Source organism: Plantactinospora sp. B6F1, assembly GCF_040120695.1.
Lineage (GTDB): Bacteria > Actinomycetota > Actinomycetes > Mycobacteriales > Micromonosporaceae > Plantactinospora.
Window position 1 is genome coordinate 1 of sequence record NZ_JBEEAC010000057.1, and the last position, 20,809, is coordinate 20,809.

A 20,809-nucleotide genomic window follows, 5' to 3' on the forward strand; every position below is an offset into this window, starting at 1 on the left:
GGACTCGATCGCGGATCTTGGAATTAAACTGTTGCTGTGGCGACGTTGTGGTTCCAAGATCTGCGATCTCCACAATTAGTTGCGCCAGCCGGCTGTGGTTAGGGCGCGTCGGACTTGGTCGATTACCTCTTCGGGGCGGTCGCGGACGAGCCAGGACGGAAAGCGCAGCACCCGATCACCGCAAATCCACAGCTCGTTCTGCCGTTTCATGTCCGCCCACTGCCGCCGTACATCGAGGTGCTGGCCGCCGTCGATCTCCACGTGCACGCCCCACCGTTCGTAGTAGACGTCCAGATAGCGCACCCGGCCGGTCGCGTCGCGGCGCCGATGCTGGCGGCTCGGCTCGGGCAAACCAGCTCGGCGCGCGGCGTGCAGGTAGCGCAGTTCGGGCAGCGACTCCGAACCGCTCCGGGCGTCATTGGCAGTGGCCAGGATGAGTGCCCGACGGCGCAGGGTGGGCCGCCGGTAGGCGACCTGGTGGATGTCGTCGGCGCCGACCAGCCGCTGCTGGAAGCCGGCCGCGATCAGGGTACGGGCCTGGTCGTCGCTGCCCGCCCAGGCCGCCGCGTCGACCAGTGAGCGGGCGTTGGTGGTGTGCGGCGGCATTCCCCGCCGGTTGACGTCGTCGCGCGAAAGGGTGTCGGTGCGGCGTACGACGACGCCGGGCGGCGGGGCGATGCTGCGTAGCCGGCCCGGCCGGAGCAGCTGGATACCCTCGCTCCGGAAGCCCTTCAGGCCACACCGGATCGCCGCGGTCAGCCCGGCCAGCACGGCGTACGGTCCACAGCCGAGTACGGCGATCCAAAGGCGCTGCTCGGCGCTGATTGGGCCACTGTGGGTGACGTACACGTTGCGGTGGACCAGGCGCCACCGTCCGGAGCGGACGCGGTGCCGAACCGCCGATTCGGTGAGATGGCGGCGAGCCTGCCTACCGGTGACTACATCCTCCTGGCGGAAGAGCAGCCAGGTCAACTCGTCGGCGTCGTCGGGCGGGAGCGCCCGCTCGGGGCGGCGCCCGGGTCCGGAGAAGTACGGCACGGCGAACGACCTTGGCCGGATTCGGCGGACCCGACTGCCGCCAATCCGTCACCGCTGCCTTCCCGACACACCCCTTTCTCACGCTGCCCCCGTCGCCGTGCCGCCTCGTCGCCGTGCCGCCGTCTCCTCGCGCCGCCTCGTCGTCGTGCCGAATGGTGACGGCGAGCCGCATGGCTGGCGAGTCGGCCGGGGCGAGTCGGCCGGGAACGGGTTGCGCCAGCGAGCTTCCGGCTCCGGTGGCGCCGTCCACGCAACCCCTGGCGGCGCCGACCCGCTGAGTCGGGCACCCGGCGCCGACCGCCCGCTACCTCGGCGCCTCGCCGCCGAGGCGGGCGGTGGGCCGGCCGGCTGGCCGGAAGACCAGGTCGAGATGCCGGTCGACGACGGCGAGGGCCTCGGCGGGGGTGCGGTACCCGACCAGTACCTGCGGGACGAGGCCGTCGACGACGGTCTGCAGGGTGGCGGCCAGCTCGGCCGGGTCGAGCCCGGTCGCCACCTGCCGGGCGCGCTGTGCCGCGCGTACCTCGTCGGTGATCAGGGCGTGGGTGCCGGCCCAGGCCTCCCGGATCAGGGCGGCCAGCTCCGGGGCGGTGACCGCCCGGGTGACGAAGGCGTACCAGACCGCGGCGCCGAGCCGGCGCTCCGGAGTCGCCGGAACGGTCTGCTCGGCGATGGCCCGGATGGTGGACCGGGGCGACGGCGGTTCCGGTCGGGCCGCGAGGCTTCGGCGCAGCTCCTCGCCGGCCAGTTCGACGAGGCGTTGGCCGGCGTACCGCAGGACCTGCTCCTTGGTCCTGAAGTAGTGCTGCACCTGACCCAGTGACACGCCGGCCTCGGCGGCGATGTCGCGCAGGCTGACCGCCTCCAGGCCGCGCAGGGCGACGATCGTCCAGACCGCCTCGGCGATCCGGCGGCGGCGCTGTTCGTGGTCGACCTTCCTCGGCATGGCCCGATTCTCTGCGCAATACGATCGACTTGCAAACCCATGGCGGCGGGTTCATGCTGAACCATACGTTTGTATTGCTACCTGGGGAGGTGCGAGGTGCGGGGCTTCATACGCCGACATCGAAAGAGGCTGCTGGTCACACTGGCCGTCGTGGCGGTGCTGGCGGCCACGCCGCCGATCGCGGCCAAGATCTACGCCTACTCCGACGACCGGACGGCGCGGATGACCACCACCGGGCCCTACCAGGCGACCCAGGGATCGTTGAACGCCCACCCGGTCCCCGACTGGTTCTCGGACGCCAAGTTCGGGATCTTCGTCCACTGGGGGCTCTTCTCGGTGCCGGGCTTCGCCCCGACCGGCAACTTCGCCGACGTACTGCGTACCGACTACGACCGGGCGATGCTGGTGCACCCGTACGCGGAGGACTACCACAACGCGATGCGGGTCCCGGACACCCCGACCGCGCGCTTCCACCGGGCCACCTACGGAGACCTGACATACCAGGACTTCAAGGCGACCTTCGACGCCGGGCTGGAGCGGTGGGACCCGCACGCCTGGGCCAGGACGTTCCGCGAGTCCGGTGCCCGGTACGTCGTGCTGGTCGCCAAGTACCACGACGGGTATTCGCTCTGGCCGACCGAGGTGGTCAACCCGCGCCGACCCGGCTGGCACAGCGAGCGCGACATCGTCGGGGAACTCGCCGCCGCCGTCCGCGCCCAGGGCCTGCGTTTCGGCCTCTACTACTCCGGAGGCGTGGACTGGACCTTCCAGCGCGACGTCGTACGCACCCTCGGCGACTACACCTACGCCCGGTACGGCGACGGCTACGCCGACTACGCCGACGCCCAGGTCCGGGAACTGATCCGACGCTACCGGCCCGACCTGCTCTGGAACGACATCTCCTGGCCGACCGGGCAGCGACGGCTGTTCAGCCTCTTCGCCGACTACTACAACACCGTTCCGCACGGCGTGGTGAACGACCGCTGGCAGACCGACTCGCTCTGGCGCTGGCTCCTGGGCTCCCGGCTCGGCCGGGCCGGCTTCGACCAGGTGATGAGGTGGGCGATCGCCGACGACCCCGGGTTCGTCGACAACGTCAAGCCGCCGGTGGTGCCACACAGCGACTTCACCACCCCGGAATACACCAGGTACGACAGCGTGCAGGCGAAGAAGTGGGAGATGACCCGGGGCATCGGCAACTCGTACGGCTTCAACCGGAACGAGACGGACGACCACTACGCCTCGTTCGCCGGCACCCTGCTGCCCGACTTCGTCGACGCGCTGGCCAAGAACGGAAACCTGCTGCTCAACGTCGGACCCGCCGGCGGCGAGGGCACCATACCGCCGGAGCAGCGGAGCCGGCTGACGGACTTCGGCCGGTGGTTCGGGCGCAACGGTACGGCGGTCTACGGCACCCGGCCGTGGACCCGGGCCGAGACCGATGGCGCGCACTTCACCGCCGGCCCGGACGGAAGCGTCAACGTCATCCTCGACGGACCGGTCACCGGCGATGCGGTCCGGCTCGCCGGCGTGTCGCTCGCCGGTCAGGGCCGGCTGCTCGCCGACGGCAGCACCGTCACGGTGACCGCCGACGGTCCGGACACGCTGCTCCGCTTCGCCCGGCCACCCGGTCCGGACGCCTCTTTCCCGGCGGTCCGGGTCTTCGCGCCCGGCGGACGTCCAGGTGTCTGATCCGGAGCCTGCGTTTCCGCAATGACGTGGCGAGGTGTCCGCTCAGGCGGCGAGGACCGCCTGCATCTCCTGCCGGCGACCGGCGGCCAGGTCGGTCAGCAACGCGGGCGCCTCGTCGAACGGCACGACCGCCGAGACCAGGTGTTCACGTACCAGGTCGCCGTGGTCGCGGAGCAGGGCGATCGTCTCCGCCGACAGGCGGTCGCGGTCCCAGGTGGGGGCCAGCCCGCGCGGCACCCGGCCGATCTGCGCGCAACGCAGCGACAGCCCGTTGTGGTGGAACTCCTCGCCGAGCCGCACCAGGTCGGCACCGCCCTGGTAGAAGGCGAGGTCGATGACGGTGCCCTGCGGGCGGAGCAGCCGCAGCGCCAGGTGCAGCGCCGACGCCTGGCCCCGGCACTGGAAGACGACGTCGGCGCCCCGGTCGTCGGCCGCGTGCCGCCACCGGGTCTTCAACACCACGGCCGGATCGTCGGCGGTCGGGTCGAGCGTCTCCAGGCCCAGCGCCCCGGCCACCGCCCGTCGCTGCGGGGTGGGATCGAGTACGACCACCGAGGCGGCACCGGCCCGCCGGGCGAAGAGCGCGGTCAACAGCGCCACCACCCCGGCCCCGGTCACCGCCACCCGGCGGCCCCGTACCCCGTCGCCGAGGTCCCGCACACCGCTGCCGTACAGGTCGGCGGCGGCGTGCAACAGCCCGTTGGCGCAGATCGGCCCCATGTGCGCCAGGTAGATCCCGAGCAGCGGATCCAGGTCGGCCGGCACCGGCACCACCCGGTCGACGCGCGGATCGCCCCGGTACCCCGTCCGGTGCCCGTACGTCATCGCCACCACCGCGCCCTCGGCGACGGCCTGGGTACGACTGTCGGTCACCCGGCCGACCTCCATGTAACCGAGCCGGGTCACCGGGTACGGCGTACCCGGCTCGCCCTGGACGAACAGCCCGAGCGTGCCGTCCCAGCCGGCCGACAGGTACGGGTTGGTGCCCTTGACGTAGCTCAGCTCGGTGCCGGCGGAGACCCCGCTGAAGAGGGTCGCGACCCGGAACGTGCCGTCGGTCAGCGGCTCCGGCTCCTCGTGCCGGAACGCCACCTCGTGCGGCCCGGTCACCACCAGGTTCCGGTCCGGCTCAGGCATTAGCCAACTCCAGCGGGGGCACCCGGACCGGCTGGCCGGTCACGACCGACTCGGCGACCGCCAGCGCCAGCAGGTGGGTCCGGAGCGCCTCCGAATAGGGCACCCGGACGTCCGCGCCGAGCCCCAGGACCGCGTCGACGAAGGCGCGGTCCACATCCGTCCGGCCCTGCTCCAGGTCGCCGGGAACCCGCCGCTCACCGTCGGCGTCCCGCACCAGCAGGCCGTCCTCGCCTACCGACAGGGCCAGGCCGTCGGCGTACACCTCCAGACCGGCCCGGTGCTTCCAGCCCAACGCGCAGGTGGTGCCGAGCGTGCCGACCGCGCCGGTGACGAACCGCAGCGCGGCGGCGGTCGCACCATCCACGTCCGCGCCGTCCACGGCCGGCGGCGTGCCGTTGCCCACCGCCCAGACCTCGGCCACCTCGCCGACCAGGTAACGGGCCAGGTCGAGGACGTGCGCGGCCTGTTCGACGACCGGACCGCCGGACTGCTCCTGACGCGGCCACCAGCCGACCGGCGGCACCTTGTCCAGCCAGGCGCCCGCTACCAGCCGGACCGGACGGTCGGCCAGCAGCCGCCGGGCCGCCTCGACCGCCGACAGGTAGCGCCAGTAGTGGCCGACCGCCGTCACGGCGCCCCGCTCCTCGACGAGCCGGTTGATCCGCGTCGCCGTCTCCCGGTCCAGAGTGAGCGGCTTCTCCACGAAGAGGGCCAGCCCGGCGTCGAGCACCGCCTCCTCGGGCGCGCCGTGTGCGAACGGCGGCACGCAGACGTACGCCGCGTCCAGCTCCGCCGAGAGCAGCGTCCCGACGTCGGGGAAGGCCCGTGCCCCCGTCGACTCGGCCAGCCGGGTGGCCGCCTGCGCCACCACGTCGGTGACCCCGACGATCCGTACGTCGTCAAAGCTCGACAGCACCCGCGCGTGCCGCTGCGCCACGCCGCCCGCGCCGATCAGCCCCACCCGGCAGACCCGCATCCTCGACCTCCCGTTCCCGACCTGCACCGGATCTCTGCCTTCTCCGGCATCGGCCGGCGGGAAACCTCCGACCGGCATCCGAAAACGCACCGTTCACCAGGCCGCTGCGGGGGACGCCGTCATCCGGAGATCAAGCTGTTAGCCGGTACCGGGTTTGCCGGGGCGGCTCGGGGAAAAGTTTCGGCCCGGCGCTGCGGATCACGACGTTTGGGGGGTGTGCCCGTGCGGCAGCAAACAGAGGCAACAGTTTCACCGATCGTAGAGGCGTGGACCACGTACCGCACCGGAAACTCGGCAGAGTGGACGAGTCGCCGGCTGCTGAAGATCAAGGGCGAGCAGCGGGTCAGCGTGGTGCTTCCGGCCCGGAACGAGGAGGCCACCGTCGGCGCGATCGTCGGCACGCTGCGCCGGCACCTGGTCGAGAAGGCCCCGATCATCGACGAGCTGATCGTGGTGGACTCGCGATCCAGCGACGCGACGGCGGCGGTGGCCTCCGCCGCCGGGGCCCGGGTGGTGAGCCAGGACGAGATGACCCGGGGACTGCCCCGGCTCGACGGCAAGGGCGACGCGCTCTGGTCCGGGCTTGCCGCCGCGACCGGTGACATCGTCGCCTTCGTCGACGCCGACCTGCGCCGCTTCTCACCCCGGTTCGTCACCGGGCTGGTCGGGCCGCTGCTCGCCGACCCGACCGTCGCGTTCGTCAAGGGCTTCTACCACCGCCCGCTGGTCGGCGGCGGCGCCGTCAACCCCGACGGCGGCGGTCGGGTGACCGAGCTGATGGCCCGGCCCCTGATCAGCATGTTCTGGCCGGAGCTGGCCGGCGTCGTCCAGCCGCTCGCCGGGGAGTACGCCGGGCGCCGGGAGATCCTCGAACAGCTGCCGTTCGTCTCCGGGTACGGCGTCGAGATCGCCATGCTGATCGACCTGCTGGACCTGGTCGGGCTGGACGCCCTGGCCCAGGTCGACCTCGGCGAGCGGTTCCACCGGCACCAGGACACCGAGGCGCTGGGCCGGATGTCGGCGCAGATCCTCTACACCGTCTGGTCCCGGCTGCACCGGCGCGGACTGGTCGCCGAGCCGGTGCCGCCGGCCGCCGCGCTCACCCAGTTCCGGCGCGGTGGTGCCCAGGCACTGCCCAACCTGGACCGGGAGATCGTCGTCACCGACGTGGCGGTCGCCGAACGTCCACCGCTGGCCAGCCTGTCCCGGCGGACGCGGATCGCCCGTGGCCGGGCCCGCCGGCAGACGGCCACCGCAGCGGCCGTGACCGGGGCGGTGACCGGCTCGTGAGCCTCACCGTACTGGTCAACGCCGGCCCGTGGCTGCCGGTGCCGCCGAACGGGTACGGGGGCATCGAGAACGTGATCGCCACCCTCGTACCCGAGCTGCGCCGGCTCGGCGTACGGGTGGTATTGGCCACCGTCGGCAGCAGCGAACTGCCCGTCGACGAGCGGCTGGCGGTCTTCGCCGACGGCCAGTTCGGCAGCCTGCAACGGCCGTACAACCAGGCGTGCGGGGTGGTGCAGAGCCACCTGCACGCGGTGGTGCGCACCCTGCGGGAGCGCGACGACATCGACCTGGTGCACGACCACGTCGAGGCGGCCGGCCTAGCCACCCTGGCCGCGCTCGGCCGGGACGCACCGCCGGTGCTGCACACCCTGCACTGGGACCTGGCCAAGCACCCCGAGCTGTACGGCAGCTTCGACGGCGCCGACCGGGTGCGCGTCAACGGGGTCTCGGCCTCGCAGCTCGCCCGGGCACCGCAGGCGCTCCGGGCGCACTCGGTCGGGCACGTCCACCTGGCCACCCCGCTGGCCACCGACGCGGACCGGCGTCGCCCCGCCGACAAGGCCGGACATGTCGTGGTGCTCGGCCGGATCAACCCGGGCAAGGGTCAGGATCTCGCCGCCCGGCTGGCCCACCGGGCCGGCTTCGACCTGGTCCTCGCCGGCCCGGTCGGCCCGTACCGGCAGCCGGCCGAGCTCGCCGCCGCCGAGCACGATCCGGTCGCGGCGGCCAACCCCGACGTGCGGTTCTGGCGGGAACGGGTCGCGCCGCACGTCGACGGGGTACGGGTGCGCTGGGTCGGCACCGTGGCCGGCCGGCAGCGCGACGAACTGGTCGCCACCGCCAGGGCCTCGCTGTTTCCGCTGCGCTGGGCCGAGCCCGGCGGTACGGCCGTGGTCGAGTCCCTCGCCCTCGGCACTCCGGTGGTCGGACTGGCCGAGGGCTGCCTCCCGGAGTTGATCCAGCATGGTGAGACCGGACTGCTCAGCTCCGACGAGGACGATCTCGCGGAGCTGGTGCACCGCGCCGGCCGGATCGACCCGCGCCGCTGCCAGACCGAGGCGGCCCGCCGGTTCAGCCCGGAGGTGATGGCCCGGTCCTATCTGGCCCTCTACGACCGGGTCCGGGCCCTGGCCGCCACCCCCGCGCTCACCTGAGCACCGGCCCCGAGCCACCCCCGTGCTCACCTGAGGACCGGCCCCGAGCCACCCCCGTGCTCACCTGAGGACCGGCCCCGAGCCACCCCCGTGCTCACCTGAGGACCGGCCCCGAGCCGCGACCCGCGTCGACGACGGGCCGCGGCTCGGGGCCGGCCTGGTTCGTTCCCGCGTCGGCTTCGGTTAGTGTTCCGGTGACTACGCGTACCCGACGGTTGGGGGCAGGGTGGGACTCGCAGCCACATTCGGGCGGGCGGTTGCCGCCCACCGGCAGGCCCGCGCGCACCTGGATGCGGCCCGGCACGGGTTGGCCCAGCTCCAGCCGCCGCCCGACTCCGGCGAGACCGCCGACGTCGTGGCCCGGCTGCGCCGGGTCGGCGAGGCGGTCAGCAGCGAACCCGAGCCGGCCCGGTTCTTCGCCGGCCCGCTGCCGGTGCGGCTCGGCGTGGCGGACACGGCGCACGGAAGCTTCCCGGCGGTCGTGCCGCTGTGTGGCGGCACCCACCTGGCGATCGACGCCGACGCCCGGGACGGGCGGGTCGCGGCGCTGCTGCGTACCCTGGTGGTCCGGCTGCTCGCCGCCGCACCCGCCGGCTCGGTCCGGGTGTCCGTCCTGGACAGCGCCGCGCTCGGCGCCACCTTCCTGCCGCTGCGGGTGCTGGTCGAGGCCGGGGCGGTGCCGCCGCCGGCCACCACCGAGGCCGAGGTCGCCGCCGTGCTCGACGCGGCCGAACGGCACGCCCGGGCCGCGCAGCAGGCCACCGGCGGTACGCCGGAGCTGCTGCTCCTGGTCGCCGCCTCGCTGCCGGAGGGCCGGGAACTCGGCCGGCTCGCCGCGTTCACCCACGCCGGACCGACCGCCGGGATCTGCGTGATCGCCGCCGGATATCCGCCCCGGAGCGCCGGCCCCGCCCTGCCGCCGCTGGGCGGCACCACCCAGGTCCGCCTCGACCCGCAGGGGAACGCCTGGATCGGCGACCCGCCCGGCCACCCGTTCAGTTCCGACGGCTCCGGCCTGGCCGCCCCGGTACGCCTGGACGGCGAACCACCGGCCGGTGCGGTCACGGCGCTGGCCGACCGGCTCGGCGAGATCTACCGACGCGAGTCCAGTTTCACCTTCACCGACCTGCTGCCGGCCCGGCCCTGGTCGGAGTCGTCCGGCAACGGGCTGCGTGCCGTCGTCGGCCGTTCCGGCCGGGAGCCGGTGATCTGCGCCTTCGACGACCAGACCCCACACTGGCTGGTCGGCGGCCGGACCGGTGCCGGCAAGACCGTCTTCCTGCTCGACGTCCTCTACGGACTCGCCGCCCGCTACTCCCCGGACGAGCTGTCGCTCTATCTGCTCGACTTCAAGGAGGGGGTCAGCTTCACCGAGTTCGTGCCGACCGGCCACGACCCGTCGTGGATCCCGCACGCCCGGGCGGTCGGCATCGAGTCCGACCGGGAGTACGGCGTCGCCGTGCTCCGCGAGCTGCGCCGCGAGCTGAACCGGCGGGCGTCGGCGCTGAAGCGGCACGGCGTGACCAAACTGGCCGACCTGCCCCGGGACGGCCGGCCGGTACCCCGGATCGTCGCGGTGGTCGACGAGTTCCACGTGCTCTTCGCCGGCAACGACGCGGTGGCCAGGGAGGCGGTCTCGCTGCTGGAGGAGCTGGCCCGCAAGGGGCGCTCCTACGGCATCCACCTGGTGCTGGCCAGCCAGAGCATGACCGGGATCGAGGCGCTCTACGGAAAGACCGACTCGATCTTCGGGCAGTTCCCGCTCCGGGTCGCCCTGCCTGGCGGCGGGGGAGTGCTGGACGCGCTCAACGACGCCGCCGGGGCGCTGCCGATCGGCTCGGCGATCGTCAACCCCTCCGCCGGGTTGGCCGCCGCCAACACCGTGGTCCAGTTCCCCGACGCGCACGCCAGCGCCGCCGAGGTGGCCCAACTGCGGCACGAGCTGTGGCAGGCCCGCAAGCCGGGCTCGCGGCCACCGGCGATCTTCAAGGGGTACGAGTCTGCGCACGTCGAGGCCGACCCGACGTACCGGGGGCTGGTCCCGGGGGGACGGCGGCCGTTGGCGCTGGTCGGCCGTACCGTCGACGTGGACCTCACCTCGGCGATGTTCCCGCTGGACGCGACCCCGGGCCGGCACCTGGCGGTGGTCGGCACCTCGCCGGTCGGCGCGAGCGTGCTGCACGCGGCGACGCTCAGCCTGGCCCGGCAGCACACCCCGGGCAGCGCCCGGTTCCTGGTCGCCCCGCTGGTCGCGGTCGCCGACGCGGTGGCCGAGGAGACGATCGCCGAGCTGACCGGGGCCGGGCATCCGGTCGACCGGCTCGACGCCGCCGGGCTCCGCGACGAGCTGCGCAAGCTCGCCGCCCAGCCGGCCGACGGGCCACCGGCCCGGACCTTCCTGGTCGGGTACGGCATGGACGGCGCCAGCGGCATCCTCGGCGTCCGGGACGAACACTTCAAGTCCGGGCTGGACGACCTCCAGGCGGTGCTCCGGCAGGGCCCCGCGTACGGGGTGCACCTGCTCGGCTGGTGGCGCGGGCTGCGCCGGCTCTCCGACGACATCGGCGGGTCGGGCAACCGGGACGACGTCGCCTGCCTGGTCGCGCTGAACGTGCCCGGTGGCGAACTCGGGATGTATCTCGGAATGAACGACCTCGCGTACACCCCGAGGGCGAACCGGGCACTGCTGGTGGACCGGCACGACCAGCGGCTACGCCTGATCGTGCCGTTCGTCCGGGCCGGCTACGAAGACGACGACGAGGAGAGCTGAGGTGGCGAGCTTCGCCGAGTACGCGGCCCTGGCCCGGCACCTGCACGAGCTGCGCCGCAGTGGTGAACGGACCGCCGCCCAGCTCGCCGAGGCACGCGGCACGACCGGTGCCGCCGCCGACCGGCTCGACCAGCGGCTCGCGGTGCAGCAGCAGCGGTTGACCGCCCTCGGCCAGATGATCGGCAAGTCGGTGCCGGCCGCGCCGCCGACCGGCCCGCCGCTGCCCCCGCCGGCCGGATATCCGCCGCCACCCCCGCCGGCCGGATATCCGCCGTCCGGGCCGGCGGGGCAACCCACCGTGCCGGCCCAGTACGCCGGGCCGGACCACGTCGACCCGCCCGAGCCGCCGCCTCCGGCCGGCCACGTCTACCGGCCGAGCGGCTTCGACACCTCGGAACGGTTCGGCCAGCAGCGCGCCGACGGTTCCCGCGCGTCGGGCAGTGGGGCGGATCCGGCGGCCGGTACCCCGTACCCGGAACTGCCGGCAGGTCCGGCGCGGCGCGCGCTGCCGGCGACCCCGGCGACCGGCCCGGTGCCCGGCCCCCGGCTGCCCTCGGACGCGGCGCCCTCCGGTGCCGGCCCGACCTCCGGCGCGGGCCCGGGGACGCCACCGGCCCGGCCGGTCGATCCGGTGCGGGAGCTGGAGCTGGCCCGGCAGGCTGCCGACGGTGCGGACGTGATGATCGTGCAGACGGAGACGATGGCGCAGCAGGCGCCGCTCTTTCCGTCGATGTCACCGCTGGCCCGGGCGACGACGGTCTACCTGAGCTGCGCCGGGCTGCTCACCGTCGTCATCTGGATCGTGCTCACCGTCGCCGAGGTACGCGGGATGAAGGGCCTCGACGCCAGCACGGTCGCGGTCTTCTCGTGGAGCTGTGCCGGGCTGCCGACGATGGTCTTCTTCCTCGGCTATCTCGCGCTCAGCGTCTGGGGCAAGCCCCGGATGATCGTCGGCCGGCCCGCCCGGTACGCCCGGCTCGGCTTCCTGATCTGCTTCCTCGCCGCCCCGGTCGCCTTCCTCGGCTACTACCTGGTGTGAGGCTGCTCCGCCGGTGGTGCTCCTAGCCCTGTGAGGCTGCTCCTACCTGGCGTGCGGCCGCTCCGTCGTCGGGGTCGGAGCGGCCCCGGGCCGGTTACCGCCGGCGCGGCAGCGCGGTGAGGGCGGCGAGCATCACCAGTACGGTGATGGCGAGCGCCGCCGGATAGCCGGTACCGGCGGCGACGACACCGAATCCGACCGCGCCGAGCCCGATTCCCGCGTCGTAGGCCAGGTTCCAGACCGCGCTGACCGTCCCGTACCCGGCCGGTGACACCTGCCGCAGCATGCTGGTCAGGCTGGCGTTCTGCGCGATGCCGAAACCGGCACCGAACAGCAGCATCCCGACGATGAACGCGACGGGGTGCCCGGTCACGGGAAGGATCGCGACGCCCGAGGCGGCGAGGATCACGCCCCAGCCGAGCAGCGGGGCGTGCGGACGCCGGTCGGCGTACCGGCCGGCCCACCAGCGGGTCAGCGGCGCGGTGACGGCCTGGGCGAGCAGGCCGAGGGCGATCAGGTTCGCCGAGGCGTCGGTCAGGACGGACGGCAGGAAGGTGACGACGATGCCGGACGCCAGCGCCACCCCGGCGAAGACCAGCGCCGGCCGGGTCAGCGCCGGGTTACGCAGCCCCGCCACCATCCCGAGCGGCTGCTCCGGCTCGGCGGGCCGACCCGGCAGCCCGGTCGCGGCGGCGAGACCGGCCAGCGCGGCGAGCGCGCCGAGTGCGAAGACGCTGGGATAGCCGACCCGGTCGACCAGCCACACTCCGACCGGAAGACCGACGATGGCGGGGACCCCGACGACGGCACCGAACAGCCCGATCACCTCGCCGCGGCGCTGTGCCGGTGCCAGTTGCGCGGCCAGCGCGCCGCCGACGACGACCGCGACGGCGAACCCGAGCCCCCGGATGAGACAGACCAGCAGGACCGCCGGCATGCCGGTGGCGACCAGCAGCATCAGCGGCGGCACGCCGAGCAGCAGCAGACCCGCGATCAGGAGGCCGCGCTGCCCGAACCGGGCGGACAACCGGGGGATGGCCAGCTCGGCCAGCACGGTGGAGAGCATCAGCGTCCCGGTCACCATGCCGGCACCGACGTCACCGGCGCCGACCGAGGTCGCGTAGAGCGGTACCACGGTCAGCAGGAGGTAGAAACTCGTCATGGCGCCGAAGCTGGCCACGAAGGCCAGCAGCAGCGGCCTGCTCACCAGTGGCGGCCGAGCGTCAGTGTCAGGAACCGGGGCCGGAGCCGGAGCGGAGGCCGGGGCCGGGGCGGCGGTGGAGGTCATGCTGCTCATGGTCCCGACCCTACGAGCGAAACCGGCCTACCTTAAGGTCCACTTCCATGGTTGTTGAGTGGGCCGGTTTGGGCCCGGAGCTTCTCGTACCGCTGGACCGGAGCAGTGCCGAACCGCTGCGTACGCAGTTGGAGGGCGCGCTGCGGGACGCGATCCGGCGCGGCCGGCTCCGGGCCGGCGAACGGCTGCCGTCGTCCCGGGAGCTGGCCCGGCAGCTCGGCATCTCCCGGGGCCTGGTCCAGGACTGCTACGGCCAGTTGCACGCCGAGGGCTACCTGAGCACCCGGACCGGCTCGGCCACCCGGGTCGCCGAGCTGCCCGCCGGCGCGCTCGCCCCGGTCGCGGCGCCGGCGGCGGTGCCCCGGCCGCTCCGCGCCGACTTCGCCGCCGGGGTACCGGATCTCGCCAGCTTCCCGCGCGCGGACTGGCTGGCGGCGCAGCGCGAGGCGTGCCGGCTCGCGCCGAACGCCGTCTTCGGCTACGGCGACGCCGCCGGCAACGCGACCTTCCGGGAGACCATCGCCGGCTACCTGCGGCGGGTGCGGGCGGCGCACGCGGACCCCGACAACATCGTCACCTGCGGCGGCTTCGCCCAGGGCCTCAACCTGGCCCTCGGCGTCCTAAGGCGGGCCGGTCACCGACGGGTCGCGTTCGAGGACCCCGGGTACGGCGACGGCCACACCATGGCCGCCACCGCGCACGCCGGCCTCCGGGCCGTGCCCGTACCGGTCGACGACGCGGGGATCGACGTCGACGCCCTCGCCGCGACCGGCGTACGGGCCGTGGTGGTCACCCCCGCCCACCAGTGGCCGACCGGGGTGGTGATGGCCCCGGACCGGAGGCGGGCGCTGGTCGCCTGGGCGATCCGGCACGACGCGATCATCGTCGAGGACGACTACGACGCCGAGTTCCGCTACGACCGGGAACCCGTCGGCACCCTCCAGGGTCTCGCTCCCGACCATGTCATCGGGATCGGCACGGTGAGCAAGACGCTCGCCCCGGCGATCCGGCTCGGCTGGATGCTCTGCCCGCCGGCCCTGCGCGCGGCCATCGTGGAGGACAAGCGACTCGCCGACCGTGGATCGTCGTTGTTGGACCAGCTCACCGTCGCCACCCTGATCGGCTCCGGCCGGTACGACCGACACCTGCGCCGGATGCGCGGCCGGTACGCCGCCCGCCGGCAGGCATTCGTCTCCGCCCTCGCCGAGTACGCCCCGTCCGTGACGCTCACCGGGCTGGCGGCCGGTTTCCACGCCGTGGCCCACCTGCCGGACGGCGCGGACGAGCGGACGGTGATCGAGCGTGCCCGCGCCCAGCGGATCGGCCTCTACGGGATGAGCAACTACCGCGCCGACGGGGCGAGCACGCCGCCGCAGCTCGTGGTCGGCTTCGGCAACCTGAGTGAGGACACCATCCAGGCGGCCGTCCGGACCATCGGCACGCTCCTCTAAGCGCCGCTAGTGGCCGCCCGCTGTGCCGTCCGTCGTGTCGTCCGTCGCGGTGTCCGCTGTGGGTGGTGCGTCGGCTGCCGCCTCGGCTGGTGCATTGCCGGTCGCGTCGGCTGGTGCGTCGCCGATTGCGTGGTCTTCGGCGTCGGAGAGGAAGCGGTCAAGCTCGGCACGAGACAGCCCTTCGTCGTCGAGCAGACCGATGAGCAGCAGCGTCTGCGCGGTGTGCGTCTTCGACCGCAGCGGATCCGGCGTCGGCTCGCCGGCCAGGGTCGCCCAGAGCAGCGACTCGGCCAGCCTCGGATCGAGGTCGTAGCCGGTACGGTCGTAGCGCTCCCGGACGCTGGCCACGAATCGGATCACCGGGGCGCGATCCTGGCCGCCGGGCCGGAACCGCCGGTGCGCGGCGAGCCGGAACGCGGTCTCGACCAGCAGGCCGTACCGTCGCCAGTCCGGCTCGTCGAACCGGTCGATCCGGTGCTGGTAGTCGCGCGGCCGGCCGGTGGCAAGGTCGCGGAGTGGGGCGGCGTAGCGACTCAACACGGCTGGCTCCGTTCGCGGTCGATTGGGCGCTGCCGGCGTACCCGGGCCAGGAGGCCCCGCCAGCCGGCCCACGGGTGCACACTCAGCAGCACCGCCCCGGCCGTGCGGGCCCCGGCCGCGATCGTCCCGACACCGGCCGGGTCGACGGCAGAAGCGGCGACGCCGACGGTGGGATGATTCGACCGGTTCGCCCACCGGGTTGCCGGCCGGGCCGGCTGCTGGGCGGTGCCGGCGAGCGCGGCGGCGTACCGGTCGATGGCCCTGGCCCCGAGCGCCAGCCGGGCGGTGACCAGGTCGAGCCGGGCGGCGGCGGTCCGCCACCGGTCGGCGGCGACCCGGGCCGGGGCGTCGCCGCTGGTCCGGCGCAGCCGGTCCTCGGCGGCGGCGAGCTGCCGCCGAACCCGCCCGGCCAGCTCCGTGGCCCGCTCGGCGTCCACTCGGGCCACGGTCAACCCGTCGACCACCTCGTGGACACTCGCCGGGACAGTGCCGGGCAGCCGGCGGGCCTCGGCAATGCCCGCGTGGACCAGGTGGAGCGCGGTCCAGGCGTCGGTGAGCGCGTCGTCCCAACGGGCCAGCCCGGCGGCGGGCAGTGGATCATCCGCTCCGGAGAGCTGCCGGTCGGCCCGGTCGAGCGCGGACTGGACGGCCAGCCAGGCGGCACGCAGCTCGTCGGCGGGCAACGGTGAACTCACGTCCCCGGTCATCATCGGAAGCTGGCGGCGACCGTAGTCGTGCTGGCCGTTGTTGCCGCCGTAGTGGTGTGGCCGCTGGTTGACCGTCCGCTGGGTGTGGTGGGCCAGGGTTCGCCGGGCGGCGAGCAGAGTGGCGCAGGGGCCGGGCCGACCACACCCGAGACAGACCCCGGTGTACGTGCAGACGGCGTGCCCGAGCACCGCCCGCCGCGCCTCGTCCATCCGGGTACGCGCGAAGGTCGCGTACGCGCTCTGGGAGAGGGCGGTCACGGGACAGTCCTCGGGTGTGGGGTTGGATCCATTGCTGCCTCCCGTCCGCTGGGGATAGCCGGGGTGTACGTGGGCAGGTGGGGGCACCCGGCCGACCGGGAGAGAGGGCCGGCCGGGCTCTGTGCGGGACGACCGGCCCCAAGGGTGCTGACCAGGGGAACCGCTCAAGTCGGAGCCTAGGATAACAAGCTATCTCTGGTCAAGCTATCGCTTGCGATAACAGGTATGGAGTGATCAAATGGTGGTGCTGACCAGGGAGTATCACCATGCCTCCGAGCCCGAAGTGGGTTGAACTCGCCGAACACATCCGTACGCAGATCGAGTCGGGTGAGCTTTCGCCGGGTGACAAGCTGCCCTCAACGTCGCAGCTCTGCCAGATCTACGGCGTCTCGTCGATCGTTGTGCGCAACGCGATGCTCACGCTGAAAGCGGAAGGGCTGGTGGTGGGCGTCCCGGGCGTCGGAGTCTATGTTGCTGAGTCCTAGATGTTCGTAATCTCCGAGTTTCGCATCCTGATCTAGGAACGGCTAGTGGACACTCTTCGAGCTTGGGGTTCCCAACCGGCTTTTCGGACCTACCGGCTCAAAGGGGATGATGATTTGGTGAGGAACTCATTTCCGCACCTCTATATTCTCAGCTCAAGAGCCGCTGCACCCGGTCCCCGGGCCGGGTGAGGATCGCAACGAGAAGCTGCGGCAGACGATGATCGGCACCCCGGACTGCTGCACCCGGTCCCCGGGCCGGGTGAGGATCGCAACCCGCCCCCGCCGGGCGTGACGCCGCCCGCGCTGCTCCAGCTGCACCCGGTCCTCGGACCGGGTGAGGATCGCAACGGGATCGGGGCCACCTCGGCCACCCTCTCCTGGGATCGCTGCACCCGGTCCTCGGACCGGGTGAGGATCGCAACTCCAGCGCGCCGACGCGAAGACGTTGTTCGGAACGGCTGCGCCCGGCCACTGCGTCGGGCGAGGATCGCAACAACACCGACCTGGTGACGTTCCGCGCGCTGCTGCGCGGGCTGCGCCCGGCCACTGCGTCGGGCGAGGATCGCAACAGCAGGGCGTGGGGTGAGCCACCGCCGGTAGAACCCAGCTGCGCCCGGCCACTGCGTCGGGCGAGGATCGCAACGGCTGGCCGCATGGGCGGCAGCCGTCGACGCCGTACGCTGCGCCCGGCCACTGCGTCGGGCGAGGATCGCAACGAGCCGGAGCCAGTCGGCCAGGGCCGCGCGGATGGCCGCTGCGCCCGGCCACCGCGCCGGGCGAGGATCGCAATATCTCCGCCTGGTTCATCAACCAGGTCACGGACGAGGCTGCGCTCGGCCATTGGGCCGGCGTAGATCACAAGTGTGATGGTCAGCTATAGATGTCACGGCTGTGGACCGGCGCGCATCTGGCGCCAGAAGTCGACGGCCAGCTCTCGCGCGAGGCGCCAGCCGGTCGGCTCCACCTCACCCGGTTTGGTGGTCACGACGCCGCCGACCTGCTATGCATCGACGCCGATCCGGGCAGCGAGTTCACGAACCCCCGTCAGGGTGCTGCGAGTGTCGGTGGAGATGAGTTCGCGGGTCAGGTTCTGCGCCCATGGCCGGTAGCGGACCTCCTGCGGGGTGTCGCGCTCAGCCGCGAGTAGGGCTTGGAAGGCGCCGGTCGAGCGTCCCCGACCGTGCAGGGCCAGGGCGGTGTCTTCCCAGTAGCGGGCACGGCGCTCGGGCGCGGTGATGCGCGTCGGGTCGACCTGTCGGGAGTAGTCCACGGCGGCGCCGTAGTCGCCGAGCACCCGCGCCACGCTGATCTTGTAGACGGCAAGGTCGAGTGGGTTGAACCGGTCGGCGTCGGCGCTGCCGGCTCGGCGGGCGGCGTCTTCGGCTTCGCCAAGCAGGGTCCAGGCGGTGTCGCGGTCGTCGCGTATCGCTGCGGTGTACGCGGCGACGGCGAGTAGCTGCCCGTACATCGCGGTCTGCCGCAGGTTGGTCAGGCCGGTGTCGGCGTCGAGCTGCTGCGCGGCGTGCAGCACGAGGCGCTGGGCGCCGTCGCGGTGGCGGGTGCGGCGTAACACGGTCGCGGCGAGCCGGGTCGCCTCCGCGACAATCAGCGGGTCACCGGATGCTCGCGCGGCTTGGACGGCACGGTCGGACGTGGACCAGGCCATGCCGTCGTCGTGCAGCTTGATCAGTAGTTGGGTGGCGACGCCGTACGCCTGGGCCAGGCGGGCTGATGCCTGTCCCACCTGGCCAGCGGGGGCCTCGTCTCGTCCGATGGTGGCCTGGGCGAGCAGGCGGGGCAGTCGTCGGGCAAGTTGGCTGTAGCGGCAGGCCCGGAAGTCGGCCTTGGCGGCGGCCAGCTGCGCACCGAGCTGGTGGTCCGGCAACGGAACAGCGGTGACCCGGCCGAAGATCACGTCTTCCACCGTGGCGGCCATGTCCCCAGCGGCGTCCGTGGGCAGCAGGGCGGCGCCGGTGGTCAGGCCAAGAGTGCCGGCGATCAAGTCACGTCGACGCATCCAATCACCACCACCATTGTTGGGGCCTTCGATCACCCTAGCCGCACTGGTCTGCGCTGACGGGGAGGACGGGGCCAGCCCGAACAGACGCAGCGGAATCCCGTACACCTGCGCCAGTCGACGTAGCTCGGCAACGGTCCAGTCCCGCCGCCGGCCGTTCTCCCACCGGGACATGGTCGCGGCGGAGTAACCGGTGCGCTGGCCAGCTTCCTCGAGAGTCAGCCCGGATGCGGTCCGGGCGACGCGTAGCAGCGTCCCGATGTCGCCGACATCGGCGGCAGCGGCAACGGCGGGCATCCCTGTCCAGGCCGGTTCGGTCTGCATGCCCACCTCCTCACGACGGTGGTTCTTTGAGGGTGACCGATGGGTTACGGGTCGTGCAAACCGCTTGCAACGAATGCGTCCATGTCTATGGCCCTGCTTCTCGTCGCAGATGCACTGGATCCAGCCGGCCACCTTCTGGCCGGGCTCAGCCAGCAACATGAAGGAGCTGCGATGATGCACCCAACCACCACCGTCGACAGTCCGGTCACCGCGCCGGACCTCCTCCGAGCCGGGCTGCTGGAGATCGGCGACGGCTGCCGGGTTCACCCGACCGCCGTGTTCGTGCCGGCCGACATGCTCGGCACGCTGCGGCCCATCGTGCTGGGCGCCGGGGTCAGCATCGGCGCGTTCACCGTGGTCCATGGCGGTACCCGTGTCGGCGACGAGGCCCATTTCGGCCACCGGGTGATCCTCGGAGAGCCTGAGTACGGGTACGCGATCCGGCAGGTCTACCAGGGCGTCGGCGGCACCACCACGATCGGCTCCGGCGTGGTCATGAGGGCCGGCGCGACCGTCTACGCCGGCGTGTCTGTCGGAGACGACACCACGATCGGCCACAACACCCTGCTTCGCACCAACGTGGTCGTCGGATCGGGCAGCCAGCTGGCGGCCAACCTGACCGTGGAGCGCGGTACCCGGATCGGTGACGGTGTGCGCTGCTCCCCGAGCTCACACCTGACCGCCGACACCATCGTGGCGGACCGGGTGTTCCTCGGCGCCGGTGTCCGTACCGTCAACGACAAGCAGCTGATCTGGCGTGACCCGGACAACGAGCAGCCACTCGATCCGCCGGTGTTCGAGCACGGCTGCAAAGTTGGATCCGGTGCGGTCCTGCTCGCCGGGATCACCGTGGGCGCCCACGCGCTGGTGGGGGCCGGCTCGGTGGTCACCCGGGACGTGCCCGCCAACACGATTGTCTACGGCGTCCCGGCCCGGCCACACGGACAGGTGAAGCCATGACCCCGGCGCTTGCCTGGCTGGAGCCGCTGCGCTGCAGCGTGCCCGAGTTGGATGCGGGCGCGTGGGGCGACCTTGGCCGACTGTCGTGTGAGCTGGCTCGACAGGTTACCACCGCGCCGGCCACCGGCGACCCGAGCCGCTCCCGGTGGCTTCTGGACCTGCGCCGGCATCTGGCCGAACGCGTCTACCACGCGCCGGCCGGCCCGTCCGGGCTCGTGTGGCAGACGTGCGCCCAGTTCTGCGCGGGCGTGCACGATCTGGATCTGCGCGACGTGACCGGGGCAGGGCACGGGGCGATGGTCCTCAGCGACGCCGCCGAGGTCACCGCCGAGACCTGGCGAGCCCGGCTGGACCGGGGCGACCTGGTGGGTATCGCCGTGACCGAGCGGCACGGTGGCTCCCGCGTTCAGGAGATCACCAGCCAGGCCCGGTTGCGCCGGGATGGCCGTTGGCGCGTCAGCGGGGAGAAGTGTTGGGTCTCCCGGCTGGTCGAGTCGGCCGGGTTCGTGGTGTTCTTCCGCGCCCCGGACAGCCGGATCACCGCGGCGGTCGTCGACGCTGTCGACCATGGGTTGGAACGGGAGCCGATCGCGCCGTTCGGGCTAGTGCCTCGTCTTTGAACGTTGATCGTGTAATCCGTCGGTTCTGAGGATCTATCGGGCAGGCTGTCTCCCAGCACTCGTGGTGGGAGGTGATGGCCGGTGGGCAGACGGCCAGAGGTGTTCGTC

General features: G+C 72.8%; 17 protein-coding genes. 9 read left to right on the forward strand and 8 right to left on the reverse strand.

Translation table 11 applies throughout. The features are described from left to right. Positions 1-75: 75 nt before the first annotated feature. A complete protein-coding gene (locus tag ABNF97_RS33080) occupies positions 76-1,038 on the reverse strand; it encodes an endonuclease domain-containing protein (protein ID WP_349340945.1) in 963 nt (320 codons plus the stop codon). Between the two features lie 304 nt (positions 1,039-1,342). Then, positions 1,343-1,984 carry a TetR/AcrR family transcriptional regulator gene (locus ABNF97_RS33085; RefSeq protein WP_349340946.1) on the reverse strand — a complete coding sequence of 214 codons (642 nt, stop codon included), beginning with the start codon at positions 1,982-1,984 and terminating at the stop codon, positions 1,343-1,345. A gap of 96 nt (positions 1,985-2,080) precedes the next feature. On the opposite strand from ABNF97_RS33085, the gene ABNF97_RS33090 reads away from it, so the two are divergent. Further along, positions 2,081-3,676, forward strand: a complete 1,596-nt coding sequence (locus tag ABNF97_RS33090; protein WP_349340947.1) for an alpha-L-fucosidase — start codon at positions 2,081-2,083, stop codon at positions 3,674-3,676. A 42-nt stretch (positions 3,677-3,718) separates the two neighbouring features. Here the strand turns inward: ABNF97_RS33090 and ABNF97_RS33095 are convergent, their stop codons facing one another. Together ABNF97_RS33095 and ABNF97_RS33100 are read right to left on the reverse strand one after the other, a co-directional pair. After that, positions 3,719-4,813: a zinc-dependent alcohol dehydrogenase gene (locus ABNF97_RS33095; RefSeq protein ID WP_349340948.1), complete on the reverse strand. Its 1,095-nt coding sequence runs from the start codon at positions 4,811-4,813 to the stop codon at positions 3,719-3,721. Continuing rightward, positions 4,806-5,789: a Gfo/Idh/MocA family protein gene (locus tag ABNF97_RS33100; protein WP_349340949.1), complete on the reverse strand. Its 984-nt coding sequence runs from the start codon at positions 5,787-5,789 to the stop codon at positions 4,806-4,808. Before ABNF97_RS33100 ends, ABNF97_RS33095 begins: the two co-directional genes overlap by 8 nt. Positions 5,790-6,107: 318 nt before the next feature. Here ABNF97_RS33100 and ABNF97_RS33105 point away from each other — a divergent pair, with 318 nt between their 5' ends. The 4 genes from ABNF97_RS33105 (at position 6,108) to ABNF97_RS33120 (ending at position 12,042) form a co-directional block, all read left to right on the forward strand. Continuing rightward, the gene (locus ABNF97_RS33105; protein ID WP_349340958.1) at positions 6,108-7,079 is read left to right on the forward strand and encodes a glucosyl-3-phosphoglycerate synthase; all 972 of its coding nucleotides are present in this window, start codon (positions 6,108-6,110) and stop codon (positions 7,077-7,079) included. Continuing rightward, complete coding sequence (locus ABNF97_RS33110) at positions 7,076-8,233, forward strand: glycosyltransferase (RefSeq protein ID WP_349340950.1); 1,158 nt, start codon at positions 7,076-7,078, stop codon at positions 8,231-8,233. Before ABNF97_RS33105 ends, ABNF97_RS33110 begins: the two co-directional genes overlap by 4 nt. A 226-nt stretch (positions 8,234-8,459) precedes the next feature. Then, positions 8,460-11,003 carry an FtsK/SpoIIIE domain-containing protein gene (locus tag ABNF97_RS33115; RefSeq protein ID WP_349340951.1) on the forward strand — a complete coding sequence of 848 codons (2,544 nt, stop codon included), beginning with the start codon at positions 8,460-8,462 and terminating at the stop codon, positions 11,001-11,003. 1 nt (position 11,004) lies between these two features. Further along, on the forward strand, positions 11,005-12,042 hold the full coding sequence (locus tag ABNF97_RS33120) for a hypothetical protein (RefSeq protein WP_165436586.1): 1,038 nt from the start codon (positions 11,005-11,007) through the stop codon (positions 12,040-12,042). 94 nt (positions 12,043-12,136) lie between these two features. Here ABNF97_RS33120 and ABNF97_RS33125 read toward each other — a convergent pair whose 3' ends face one another. Continuing rightward, positions 12,137-13,339, reverse strand: coding sequence for an MFS transporter (locus ABNF97_RS33125; RefSeq protein WP_207230384.1), 1,203 nt, complete (start codon positions 13,337-13,339; stop codon positions 12,137-12,139). Between the two features lie 47 nt (positions 13,340-13,386). Between ABNF97_RS33125 and pdxR the strand changes: the two genes are divergently transcribed. Continuing rightward, the gene (gene pdxR, locus ABNF97_RS33130; RefSeq protein ID WP_349340952.1) at positions 13,387-14,790 is read left to right on the forward strand and encodes a MocR-like pyridoxine biosynthesis transcription factor PdxR; all 1,404 of its coding nucleotides are present in this window, start codon (positions 13,387-13,389) and stop codon (positions 14,788-14,790) included. Positions 14,791-14,796: 6 nt separating this feature from the next. Here pdxR and ABNF97_RS33135 read toward each other — a convergent pair whose 3' ends face one another. Then, a complete protein-coding gene (locus ABNF97_RS33135) occupies positions 14,797-15,330 on the reverse strand; it encodes a hypothetical protein (protein WP_349340953.1) in 534 nt (177 codons plus the stop codon). Beyond that, positions 15,324-16,295: a hypothetical protein gene (locus ABNF97_RS33140; protein ID WP_349340954.1), complete on the reverse strand. Its 972-nt coding sequence runs from the start codon at positions 16,293-16,295 to the stop codon at positions 15,324-15,326. The genes ABNF97_RS33135 and ABNF97_RS33140 overlap by 7 nt, the downstream gene beginning before the upstream one ends. A 266-nt stretch (positions 16,296-16,561) precedes the next feature. Between ABNF97_RS33140 and ABNF97_RS33145 the strand changes: the two genes are divergently transcribed. Then, on the forward strand, positions 16,562-16,780 hold the full coding sequence (locus ABNF97_RS33145) for a GntR family transcriptional regulator (protein ID WP_130460622.1): 219 nt from the start codon (positions 16,562-16,564) through the stop codon (positions 16,778-16,780). A gap of 1,000 nt (positions 16,781-17,780) precedes the next feature. Here the strand turns inward: ABNF97_RS33145 and ABNF97_RS33150 are convergent. Next, positions 17,781-19,301 (reverse strand): helix-turn-helix domain-containing protein, encoded by a 1,521-nt coding sequence (locus ABNF97_RS33150; RefSeq protein ID WP_349340955.1) that lies wholly within the window; start codon positions 19,299-19,301, stop codon positions 17,781-17,783. On the opposite strand from ABNF97_RS33150, the gene ABNF97_RS33155 reads away from it, so the two are divergent. Together ABNF97_RS33155 and ABNF97_RS33160 are read left to right on the forward strand one after the other, a co-directional pair. Beyond that, positions 19,293-20,081, forward strand: coding sequence for a DapH/DapD/GlmU-related protein (locus ABNF97_RS33155; RefSeq protein ID WP_349340956.1), 789 nt, complete (start codon positions 19,293-19,295; stop codon positions 20,079-20,081). The two genes, ABNF97_RS33150 and ABNF97_RS33155, sit on opposite strands and share 9 nt — an antisense overlap. Continuing rightward, complete coding sequence (locus ABNF97_RS33160; protein WP_349340957.1) at positions 20,078-20,701, forward strand: acyl-CoA dehydrogenase family protein; 624 nt, start codon at positions 20,078-20,080, stop codon at positions 20,699-20,701. Before ABNF97_RS33155 ends, ABNF97_RS33160 begins: the two co-directional genes overlap by 4 nt. Positions 20,702-20,809 lie beyond the last annotated feature (108 nt).